Consider the following 10971-nt stretch of genomic DNA (forward strand, 5'->3'; position numbering starts at 1 on the left):
AAGACCGGTGTCATGTTCTCCCTGCACGTGAAAGCCACCATGATGAAAATCTCCCACCCGATCGTGTTCGGTCACGCGGTGAAGGTTTTCTACAAGGATCTGTTCGACAAGTACGGTGAACTGTTCGACGAGATCGGCGTGAACCCGAACAACGGCCTCTCCAGCGTGGTCGAGAAAATCAAGCAGCTGCCGGAATCCAAGCAGGAGCAGATCCAGGAAGACCTGCACGCGTGCTACGAGCATCGTCCGGAAATCGCCATGGTGGATTCCGTCAAGGGCATCACCAACCTGCACGTACCCAGCGACGTGATCGTCGACGCCTCCATGCCGGCGATGATCCGTAACTCCGGCAAGATGTGGGCCCGTGACAACAAGCTCAAGGACACCAAGGCAGTGATGCCGGAGTCCACCTACGCCACCATTTACCAGGAAGTAATCAATTTCTGTAAAACCCACGGTGCTTTCGATCCCACCACCATGGGTACCGTGCCCAACGTTGGTCTGATGGCGCAGAAGGCCGAGGAGTACGGCTCCCACGATAAGACCTTCGAAATCAAGGAAGACGGCATCGTCCGCGTCGTGACCGAGGACGGCACCGTGCTGACCGAGCACAACGTTGAGCAAGGTGACATCTGGCGCGCCTGCCAGACCAAGGACCTGCCGATCCGCGACTGGGTCAAACTGGCGGTCAGCCGTGCCCGCGCCACCGGTATGCCGGCGGTGTTCTGGCTGGACGACGAGCGTGCCCACGACGCCCAGCTGATCAAGAAGGTCGAGAAGTACCTGAAAGACCACGATACCGAGGGCCTGGATATCCGCATCATGTCTCCGGTGCGCGCCATCCGCTGGACCATGGAGCGTCTGATCCGTGGTCTGGACACCATCTCCGTGACCGGCAACGTGCTGCGTGACTACCTGACCGACCTGTTCCCGATCCTGGAGCTGGGTACCAGTGCCAAGATGTTGTCCATCGTACCGCTGCTTAACGGCGGTGGCCTGTACGAGACCGGTGCTGGTGGTTCTGCACCGAAGCACGTTCAGCAGCTGATCCAGGAAAACCACCTGCGCTGGGATTCCCTGGGTGAGTTCCTGGCCACGGCCGTATCTCTGGACGAGCTGGGCGAAAAGCAGCATAACGAGCGTGCCCGCCTGCTGGGCCAGACCCTGGACAAGGCCACCGAGCGCCTGCTGGAGAACAACCAGTCTCCGTCCCGGGTCACCGGTGAGCTGGACAACCGCGGTTCCCACTTCCACCTGGCCCGCTACTGGGCCGAGGAACTGTCCAAGCAGGACGAGGACAAGGAGCTGAAGGAGTTCTGTACCAAGCTGTCCAAGCAGCTGGAAGAGAACAAGGACAAGATCCTGGAAGAGATGACTGTGGTGCAGGGCCATCCTGCGGATATCGGTGGCTACTACCACCCGCCGATGGAGAAGGTCTGCGAGGTCATGCAGCCGAGCAAGACCTTCAACAAGATCCTCGAGGATGCCCGTGCATCCGTGAAGTGATCCCTCGGGAAACCGGCCGGGCATCTGCTCCGGCCACCTGAGATCAAACCCGGACAGCTCCGAGCTGCTCCGGGTTTTTTATTGACTCGCCGTCAGTCCTCGTCTTTCTCTTCCTCGAAACCCCGACCGCTTTCGCCGGCGCGTCGCAGGTTGTGCATGGTGATCGGTGGGCCGAGAAGTTCAAACATGACGGTCGTGCCAACCACCAGTGGCAGCAAGTACGTCAGTTCCGGCATACGGTCCGTTGCCACCAGCGCCAGGCCCATCGCAACCCCTGCTTGTGGCAGCAGGCAGGCGCCGTTGCGTAACCGGATTTCGCGCTCCGAACCGGCGAGCAGACCTCCCGCATATCCTCCCAGTATCCGACCGGCAATCCGGGCGACAATGTAAACCGCGCCGAGCAGCCCCAGTGTCGGCAATACCGACCAGTCCAGGCCGAAACCGGCCAGGAAGAAGAACATGGCCAGAAATGGCTCGGCAATGCCCTCGATGGACCGGAACGGGCGAATATGATGTCGGGCGGCATTGGCCACCGTGACGCCAAGGGCCATGCAGGTCAGTAGGTAGGAAACTTCCAGCGCACCGGCCATACCCGCGGCCAGAAAAACGAAGCCCGCCGATTCCAGCAACATCGGTTCACCGGGCTTGATGCGTCCGGTGAGCCACGCCATGGGCAGGCCCAGAAGTACCCCCAGAATAAGGGCGCCGACGACCTCGGTTACCCCGTGCGTCATGGTTTCCATTACAGTAGCGCCATTTCCGGCGAGCTGTTCGACAAATACCAGCAGGATACTGAACAGGATGGCTCCCCAGGCATCGTCGATAGCAACAACCTGTGCGACCACACGGGTAAGGGGCCCGCGGGATTCGGTTTGCCTGATGACGTCCAGCGTCGCTGCCGGATCGGTGGCGGTAGCAATGGCTCCAAGCAGTAACGCCGCGGCCAGATTGCCTGTGACCGCCCAGGTGGCAAGGAAAATCACCAGCGCCGTGATCAGGGTAACCGACAGGCTGATGATGATGCCCTGACGGCCCTGACGCAGATCCCGGAAAGACATTCTCTCTCCGAGCAGGAAGCCGACCATGGCAAGTGTCAGTTCGGTCACCATGCTGAAGTTGTCGCTGGCTCTCGCAGGCACGAGATCCAGCAATCGGGGGCCCGCCAGCGCACCGACCAGGATGAGCAGAGTTACCCTCGGCACATGGAGGCGCTGACCCACCGCGTGCGCTCCAAGCGCCAGCAGCATGATACTGCCGATCAGAAGCAGTTCCATTGCATTGGACACGGTTTACTCCTGTTGAAGATCGGTAAAACGACCGTTGGTGAGATTTGCCAGGTCCTCCGGTGCCAGTTCAATCTCCAGGCCCCGGCGGCCGGCGCTGACATAGATGGTGTCGAAGTTGCAGGCGGACTGGTCAATGAAGGTTTTCAGGCGCCGTTTCTGGCCCAGGGGGCTGACACCACCCAGGACATAGCCGGTGGCCCGTTGCACTTCCTGTTTGTCCGCCATGGTGGCCTTCTTGCCCCCGGCTGCCCTGGCAATCAGTTTCATGCTGAGCATGGAGGTCACTGGTAGCACCCCTACCACCAGCTCACGATTGTCCACCGAGGCCACCAGGGTCTTGAATACCCGGGCCGGCTCGGCGCCGGTCTTCTCCGCCGCCTCGGTACCGTAGCTCTCGCTGTTGGGGTCGTGGTCGTATTCGTGGATGCGGTGGGGAACCCTGGCTTTCTTCGCCACATTGATTCCTGGGGTCATGGCTACTCCTGCTGCAGTTGGCGGGGCGACTGGCATTATGCTCGACTTATGGGTTCGGTGCGGCTATTTTCGTAAACATCCAGCACCGCTATCTGATAACAGGGTATCCATGGCTTCAACCGGTGTCGACAAGCAGCGGAACAGGCGATTGTCCGATCACCGGGGTCCCGCCCGCCGGGCCCTGTGGGCGGCTGCGATCTATATCGCGGTTGGGCTGGTCTGGATCGTATTCTCCGACCGGCTGGTGGAAGCCTGGTTTTACGATGCCGACACCCTGTCCCTGGTACAGACCTGGAAGGGCTTCCTGTTCGTCGTGGTGACCGGCACCGTCCTGTTTGCCGCCACCCTTCGTCAGTTCCACAAGGACCGCAAGCTGCTGGCGCTGCAGTATGATCAGCGTCAGGCGTTGCGTCGTCGCGAGCGACAGCTGTCGGTGCTGATGGACAACCTGCCGGGCATGGCCTATCGCTGCCGTTTTGACGAACACTGGACCATGCTGTTTGTGTCCCAGGGCTGCGAGCGGCTGACCGGCTATCTGCCCGGGGAACTGGTTCGCAACCGCAAGGTCAGCTTTGCCGAATTGATGGCCGATCCCCAGAGTAACGAAAAGGTGGTGGAGGAGGTCAGGAAGGCGGTTGAGAATCGCGAACCCTTCTCCATCGAATACCCGCTGATCCGCAAGGATGGCCGTCAGATCTGGGTCTGGGAACGTGGCCGTGGGGTCGAGGACGATGACGGCGAAATACTGCTGGAAGGCATCATCCTGGATATTTCCGACCGCAAGGCTCTGGAGGACGAGCTGGAGGAACTGGCAACCCGCGATCCCCTGACCGGCCTGTATAACCGGCGGGAAAGTTCGCGCCTGCTGGAGGAAGAGCTGGAACGGGCACGCCGCTATAACCGCCCCATGGCCCTGTTATGGGTGGATTTTGATCACTTCAAGGAGATCAACGACACTTACGGCCACGCTGCCGGCGACTCTGTGCTCCGCTCCGTCAGCAAGTTGCTCGATAACAGCGTGCGCAGCGTCGATTCGGTGGGCCGGTTCGGCGGTGAGGAATTTGTGATCATCCTGCCCGAGATGGGGGTTCGTGAAGCCCATGAAACCGCAGAACGGATCCGCCACCGGGTCAGTGGCCAGCTGCACCCGCTGAACAACGGCCCGGCGGTTCCCATGACCATCAGTGTCGGCGTGGCGGTCTATCCGGACCACGGCGCCGATGCGGCCACCCTGTGTGCCGCGGCTGACCGTGCCATGTACGCCGCCAAGAGCCGGGGCCGGAACTGTGTGGTGATGGCACCCGAGGCCGAAGCGGATCATAATGATCGGACGGATGCCCGGGGCTGAGTGCAACCAGTGACGCGTTTGCGGTTCCACTTCGGCCAATGCCACCGATGGCTAGGCTGTCCACACTACAATAAAAAATAGTCCAGGATGTCAGAGTACCAGCCATGATCCCCATTGCCCGTCGAGCCCTGAATACCTCATTGATTGCCAAGGACCTGAGTTCTGTCACCAGCCGGGACGTTGCCGGTGAACACCCGGATGCCGCCGGTATCAGCCGGGAAACCGTCGAGACGGTCTGGCAGAGCGTCGAATCGCTGTACCGTACCGGCGTCCACCCGGGTATCCAGGTTTCGGTCCGGCACCGGGGCCACCAGGTTCTGCACCGGGCCATCGGCCATGCCAGTGGTAACGGGCCACACGACGGCCGGGACGTGGTGCGGGTGCCGATGACCACCGACACCCCGGTCTGCTATTTCTCCGCCTCCAAGGCGGTGACGGCGTTGCTGATGCACATGCTGTCTGAACAGGGGCTTGTAAACCTGATGGACCCGGTGTCCTATTACTGCCCGGAGTTTGCCCGCCGTGGCAAGCGGACCATTACCGTGCACCAGATTCTTTCCCACCGGGGCGGGATTCCGGCCATTCCCAGGGAGACTCCCATCGAAGTGCTTTGGGATCGGGACGAGATCTGGCGCATCCTGTGTCAGGCCCGGCCGGTGGAAGTGGACGGCGCCAAGGTTGCCTACCACGCGATCACCGGTGGTTTCGTGCTGCAGCGGGTGCTGGAAAAGGTCACCGGCGATACCATCGAAAACTACCTGGACAAGCACCTCCGCAAGCCCATGGGTATGAAGTGGTTCACCTATGGCATTGCGTCGGAGAAACTTAATGATCTGGCGGTCAATTACGCCACCGGACCGACCCCGCATTTCCCGGTGTCATGGGTGGTACGCCGGGCCTTGGGCGGCGATATCGGAACGGTGGAATCGGTGACCAACGACCCACGGTTCCAGGAAGCGGTCATTCCGGCCGGGAACCTGTGCGGGACCGCCGAGGAAATGGGCCGGTTCTTCCAGATGATGCTCAACGGTGGCGTCTGGAATGGCCGGCGGATCTGCAGCGAAATCACGGTCAAGCGCGCCATCCAGCAGTTCGGCTCCCTGCAGATCGACCGTACCATGCTGGTTCCGATGCGCTTCAGTGCCGGCATGATGCTCGGTGGCAATCCCGTCGGCCTGTGGGGGCCGAACAGCCGTTACGCCTTCGGCCACGTGGGGTTGATCAACAAGCTGTGCTGGGCCGATCCGGCCCGGGATATTTCGGTCAGCCTGCTCAATACCGGGCTGCCCATTGTCGCGCACCACCTGCCGGCGCTGGCGAAATTTGTCTATACCGTGTGCCGGCAGTTTCCCCTGATTCCGGAGACCCAGCGGCCGCTGGTGGCTGCCTGATTACAGGGTCTGGACCTGCGCTTCCAGGATACCGAGGACCGATGACAGCAGGTCCCGGAAATCAGTCAGCGTCTGGGTGCGCTGGATCACATCCTCACGTTGTTCATCCAGCCGCTCCAGCTTGGGCACCAGGCGCCGCATCCCTTCGGTGATGACTTCGTAGGGATAGTGGTGGTCCTGAGTGTTCAGCTTGTTGATCTCCGCAATCTCCTGGCTCAGAACGCTGATGATGTCATACAGCATATCCTTGTGGTGGATGCTGCCCGCTTCCCAGTAGGCATCGTCCAGCAGTTCCAGCAGGGACTGATATTCGCGCAGTGTGTCGGCAATGGTGGTCTGGGTCATGGCGTGCTCAATATATTCCGGGCCGGAATTGGCCGATTCGGGGGTTTGGTGCTACAAGGAACTATAGCAGGGGATTCGTCGTGTAATGGGCTGGTCGACGTGGTCCTGCCCCCGGGAAGCGTCAAAAAAAGTGAAACTATATTCATTTTTATTGCAGGCTACCGCAGAAAGGGGCAGACTCTCGCTGCAAGAATATGGATTATTCATGACTCAATGGACGAGGCCGCAAATGGACAAGCCAGCTTCCCCCGAAAAACCCATCCGCCGGGCGGTAAAACTCGATCACCACGACAGTGTCCGCAGCCATGTGCGCGAGCGCATCAGCTCGGAAGTCGAGCACCTCGAACGCCGGATCGCGAGCCTGCGGATGAGCCGGGCGCCCCACGCCGATATTCTGATTTCGACCTATCAACGGTTACTCGATCGCAAGAAGGGCTTCCTGCAGAGCTGGAACCTGAAGGACGGTGGCCCGCTCTGAATACCGCTTCAGATGCGTAGCCCGGTGTTCATTGTCTGGTAGCTGTGGGTCGAGGCATCCCGGTTCAGGCAGTAATCGGGATTGGCCATGAGTTCACCGGGGTTGTCCGGATCCTCCACCTGCGGCGGCTGATCCAATGAGGTAAAGACCTCGACCCGTTGCTCGGCGTAAAGCATCCGGATTTTCAGGCAGTCGACCGTCTCGCCGGCAAACGGGAATTCCGGGCCACCCGTGGTGCCCTGATTGGTGCCAATGTTGGTGCCGTCGATATTGATGGTGTCCGTGTTCAGCCCCTCGTACTCACGGACAAGCGCCATTTCCCGCTCGCCCTCAATCACAATACTGCCTTCGCTGTGCAGCCGGGCCTGATCGTTGTAGCCGGTGATCAGGAAATCCCGGGGCAGAAACTCGGTCCCCAGGGTCGCGCTTGGCCGGGTGCTGCCTTCGGGAAAGGTGCCGGAGGAGGCCCAGGTAAACACCCGGGTTACCCGGTTCGAGGTGTCCGGAGTGTAGACCCATTTGACGATGGGATAACGCCATTCATAGTCCGCCACTGGCAATCCTTCCTCGAACGCGCCCTGATCGGTGAAGCGGACAGACACATCGTTGGTGGTGTTGCTGTACTCGCCGGCTTCACCGGCGTCGATCCGGTCGCTGATGTACTGACGGGCTTCCACAAAGTTAGCGATCTCCCCTTCACCGATGACCCGGCGCATGAGATCCAGGGGGTTACGCACAGAGTTAATCGCTGGAGGTGTCGCGTCGTTGTAGATGATGGAGAGAAACGCGGACAGCTGCTGGCGGATGTCCCTGGCCATAGCGCTGGCCTGGCTGCTTTCTGACGTAGCCGGTTCAACGGCCAGGGAAAGGTCGTGGAACAGGGTGGTGGATGTCTGTTCGGTCAGGGTGAAGCTGGAGAATACCGGGTCCACATTGGTGGCCGGATTCAAAGCTGACGGGCCGGTATCCTCAAGGCCACAACCGCCAAGGTTCACCAAAGCGAGGGAAACGACAGCGAAAATGCAGGAATGTCTCATTTCAGAAGGCCCTGAGATGCGTTATGGATGATTAACCGCTAAAGTGGATACGCGCGGGGCCCGCTTCGGCCCGAATGCTGACAATAAAACATAACACCGGCATCTGCCCTCGCGGAGATCACATTTTGCAGCAACGGCTCACAAACCTGGTTTCGGTCCCGGCCCTGTTGGCATGGGTACTGCTGGCGCTGGTTTTGCTGCCGTCGACGGTGGCGGCGGAGGGCCTGTGCCGTGACGGCAAGCTGGTGCTCGACCGTAACACCAGCAGCATCCGGAACCTGGGCAGTTGCGTCTGGTACCTGGAAGATCCCGGGCAATCCCTGACGTTCCGGGAGGTGCGGGCTCTGGACCCCGGGGCCTTCACCCGCCATGAAGGCGGCGTACTCAACTTCGGCTATACCGAATCCGCCTACTGGACCCGTATGGAGCTGGAGCCCCGGGCCGGCGCTGCCCAAACGGACTGGATCCTGGAGCTGGCGTTGCCTCTGGTGGATCAGGTCAACCTTTTCCTGGTGCGTGACGGTGAGCTGGTGGATCAGCGTCAGGCCGGGTACCAGGACAACTGGCAGGAGCGGGACCTGGCCGTTCCCAACCCGACCTTCCGCCTGAAGCTGGCGCCGGACACCGTCAACACGGTGTACCTGCGCATTACCAACACCAATACCTTTCGCCTGCCCATCAGCCTCTGGCATCCGGACAGCTACATCGAGAAGGTTTCCGTGGATGAAGCGGTCCGCGGTGTCTTGTTGGGGGCGGTGCTGGCGATCCTGGCCTACAACCTGTTCGTTGCGGTATCGGTGCGCGAGCGCAGTAACGTCTATTACGTCCTGTACCTGGTCTCGGCCACCATCTTCATCTTCACCGAGCAGGTCCATGGCGTACAGCTTCTGGACAGCCGCCCGGTCCTGTTCAACAAGGAATACCTGCACTTCCAGATCGTGCTGACCTGGTTCTGGGGCCTGTTGATGGCCCGTTCGCTGTTGGAGACCCGGGAACGTTCCCGGGATCTGGATCAGATTATCCGGCTCTGTCTGTATTCGGTTGGGGCCACCTTCGTGCTCTGTTTTTTTCTGCCCTACCACGTGGCCATGGAGTGGATTGTGCTCGGCTCCGTTCTGCTCAGCATCATCCTGATCGTGGTCAGTTACCTGTCCTGGCGCTATTACAACCCGGCAGCACGGTCCTACTTTTTTGCCTGGACCCTGGCCCTGATCGGGTTCGGAATCTATGCCCTGACGGTCATGGGTTACCTGCCACTGAATACCTTCACCAGCTATTCACCGCAGTTTGGCCTGACCGCCCAGATCATCCTGTTCTCCTTTGCCCTGGCTGACCGCATAAAGCAGGTGCAGGGGGAGGCTCTTGGGTGGAGTGAGCGGGCACTGGCCAACCTCCGCCGTTACCAGTCGCTGTTCGATAATGCCGTGGAAGGGGTGTTCCAGATGTCTCCGGATCGACGGTTCGTGACCGCCAACCCGGCCATGGCCCGGATGCTCGGTTACAACAGCAACAGGGAGTTGCTGCGGCGTAATCCCGATGTGTTGGAAACCTGTATCGCTGATGACCGCCTGCGGCGCCTGGTGGTGGAGCAGCTCGAGGCCCGAGGCACCGTGAAGGGCATCGAAGCCCGGTACCTGACCCGGGATGGCGAGGAACGCTGGGCCACAATCTCCCTGCATACCGCCTACGATACCGAGGGCGAGCCCACCCACCTGGAAGGCACCTGTATCGATGTGACTGAGAGCCGCCAGCGCCAGCGGATCGAGCGGGAGCGGGAGCAGGAGCGGCTGGAGAAGGAGCTGGCGCGCAACTCGGCCGAAGCCAAGAGCCAGTTCCTGGCCAACATGAGCCACGAGATCCGCACGCCGCTGGCAGCCATCATCGGTTACGGCGAGACCTTGCTGGATCCGGACCTGACCGAGACCGAAAAGAAAAGTAGCGCCGAGACCGTGGTGCGCAGCGGCCGCCACCTGCTCGATCTGGTCAACGACATTCTCGACCACTCCAAGATTGACGCCAACAAACTCGATGTGGATGTGATTCCCGTCAATCTGCCGGAGCTGCTGGAGGAAATCCGGGCCTTCTTTACCCCGCGGGCCCGGGAGAAGGGCCTGGATTTTTCCATTATCTGCGAGTATCCACTGCCGGAGCAGATCCACACCGACCCTACCCGCTTCCGCCAAATCATCATCAATTTGTGTGGAAATGCCCTTAAATTTACCGAAAAAGGTTCTATCTCCCTGGGTATTCGGTGTGATCGGGAGTCTGAAATGCTGATGGCCCGGGTGGTCGACACCGGAATCGGTATGAAGCCGGAACAGCTGCGCCGGCTGTTCGACCCGTTTGCCCAGGGCAGCGCCGCGATATCACGCCAGTATGGCGGTACTGGCCTGGGGTTGAGTATCTCCCGGCGGCTGGCGGAGCTGCTCGGTGGCGATATCACGGTGGCCAGCACCTACGGTGAGGGCAGCGAATTCGAGCTGGCCATCCGCACCGGGCCGCTGGATCAGGTGCATTTTCTCCGGGATGCCTCGGAACTCGGCCAACGCCGGCGTGCGATTCCCATGGTGGCTGCGCCGCAGCTGACCGGGCGCATTCTCTGTGCCGAGGATAACGAGGTCAACCGTCGTCTGGTGTCCCTGCTGGTGTCGCGCACCGGCGCGGACCTGGTACACGTGGTCAATGGTGCCGAAGCCCTGGAACTGGCCATCCGGGAGCCGTTCGACCTGATCCTGATGGATATCCAGATGCCGGTGATGAATGGTCGGGATGCCACCGCAGCCTTGCGGGAGGCGGGCGTGAATACGCCGGTCATTGCCCTGACCGCCAATGTCATGGCCGAGGACATTGCCGATTACCGACGGGCCGGCTGTAACGAGCACCTGGCCAAGCCCATCGACAAGCAGTTTTTCTACGAAGTGCTGGCCCGCTACCTGGTGGTTCGCCATGAGGTCATGCCGGACCAGCGCCGGGACTACCGCGGCCAGGTGCTGGTCGCGGAGGACAATGAGGAGAACCGGCAGCTGGTGGAGCGCATGCTTCGCCGACTGGGCCTGGAGGTGATCGCCGTCAGTGCCGGAGACCAGGCGGTACGCACGGCGCTATC

The 10971-nt window shown here is 60.8% G+C and carries 9 protein-coding genes; 5 read left to right on the forward strand and 4 right to left on the reverse strand.

Features of this window, described 5'->3' with window-relative positions:
- On the forward strand, nt 1-1506 hold a 1506-nt coding region (locus ACESMW_RS16985; protein WP_372988182.1), incomplete at its 5' end, for an NADP-dependent isocitrate dehydrogenase.
- 92 nt (nt 1507-1598) lie between these two features.
- On the opposite strand, the gene ACESMW_RS16990 is transcribed toward ACESMW_RS16985, so the two are convergent.
- On the reverse strand, nt 1599-2792 hold the full coding sequence (locus ACESMW_RS16990; protein ID WP_372988183.1) for a cation:proton antiporter: 1194 nt from the start codon (nt 2790-2792) through the stop codon (nt 1599-1601).
- A gap of 3 nt (nt 2793-2795) precedes the next feature.
- Nucleotides 2796-3266: a Cys-tRNA(Pro) deacylase gene (ybaK, locus tag ACESMW_RS16995; protein WP_372988184.1), complete on the reverse strand. Its 471-nt coding sequence runs from the start codon at nt 3264-3266 to the stop codon at nt 2796-2798.
- A gap of 109 nt (nt 3267-3375) precedes the next feature.
- On the opposite strand from ybaK, the gene ACESMW_RS17000 reads away from it, so the two are divergent.
- Both ACESMW_RS17000 and ACESMW_RS17005 read left to right on the forward strand, forming a co-directional pair.
- Nucleotides 3376-4614, forward strand: coding sequence for a diguanylate cyclase (locus tag ACESMW_RS17000; RefSeq protein ID WP_372988185.1), 1239 nt, complete (start codon nt 3376-3378; stop codon nt 4612-4614).
- Nucleotides 4615-4718: 104 nt separating this feature from the next.
- The gene (locus ACESMW_RS17005) at nt 4719-6005 is read left to right on the forward strand and encodes a serine hydrolase domain-containing protein (protein WP_372988186.1); all 1287 of its coding nucleotides are present in this window, start codon (nt 4719-4721) and stop codon (nt 6003-6005) included.
- On the opposite strand, the gene ACESMW_RS17010 is transcribed toward ACESMW_RS17005, so the two are convergent.
- Nucleotides 6006-6350 (reverse strand): hypothetical protein, encoded by a 345-nt coding sequence (locus tag ACESMW_RS17010; protein WP_113862712.1) that lies wholly within the window; start codon nt 6348-6350, stop codon nt 6006-6008.
- 229 nt (nt 6351-6579) lie between these two features.
- On the opposite strand from ACESMW_RS17010, the gene ACESMW_RS17015 reads away from it, so the two are divergent.
- Nucleotides 6580-6828: a hypothetical protein gene (locus ACESMW_RS17015; RefSeq protein WP_113862713.1), complete on the forward strand. Its 249-nt coding sequence runs from the start codon at nt 6580-6582 to the stop codon at nt 6826-6828.
- A gap of 8 nt (nt 6829-6836) precedes the next feature.
- Here ACESMW_RS17015 and ACESMW_RS17020 read toward each other — a convergent pair whose 3' ends face one another.
- Nucleotides 6837-7865, reverse strand: coding sequence for a hypothetical protein (locus ACESMW_RS17020; RefSeq protein ID WP_372988187.1), 1029 nt, complete (start codon nt 7863-7865; stop codon nt 6837-6839).
- Between the two features lie 125 nt (nt 7866-7990).
- Here ACESMW_RS17020 and ACESMW_RS17025 point away from each other — a divergent pair.
- Nucleotides 7991-10971 (forward strand): 7TM diverse intracellular signaling domain-containing protein (locus tag ACESMW_RS17025; RefSeq protein WP_372988188.1); only part of this gene is annotated, 2981 nt, incomplete at its 3' end.

It is taken from the genome of Marinobacter sp., from assembly GCF_041690455.1.
GTDB lineage: Bacteria > Pseudomonadota > Gammaproteobacteria > Pseudomonadales > Oleiphilaceae > Marinobacter.

Bases quoted from the DNA above. Each gene is read 5' to 3' on its own strand.
- ybaK (WP_372988184.1), bottom strand. From the start codon at position 3,266: ATGACCCCAGGAATCAATGTGGCGAAGAAAGCCAGGGTTCCCCACCGC.
- ACESMW_RS17015 (WP_113862713.1), top strand. From the start codon at position 6,580: ATGGACAAGCCAGCTTCCCCCGAAAAACCCATCCGCCGGGCGGTAAAA.
- ACESMW_RS17020 (WP_372988187.1), bottom strand. From the start codon at position 7,865: ATGAGACATTCCTGCATTTTCGCTGTCGTTTCCCTCGCTTTGGTGAAC.
- ACESMW_RS17005 (WP_372988186.1), top strand. From the start codon at position 4,719: ATGATCCCCATTGCCCGTCGAGCCCTGAATACCTCATTGATTGCCAAG.
- ACESMW_RS17000 (WP_372988185.1), top strand. From the start codon at position 3,376: ATGGCTTCAACCGGTGTCGACAAGCAGCGGAACAGGCGATTGTCCGAT.
- ACESMW_RS17010 (WP_113862712.1), bottom strand. From the start codon at position 6,350: ATGACCCAGACCACCATTGCCGACACACTGCGCGAATATCAGTCCCTG.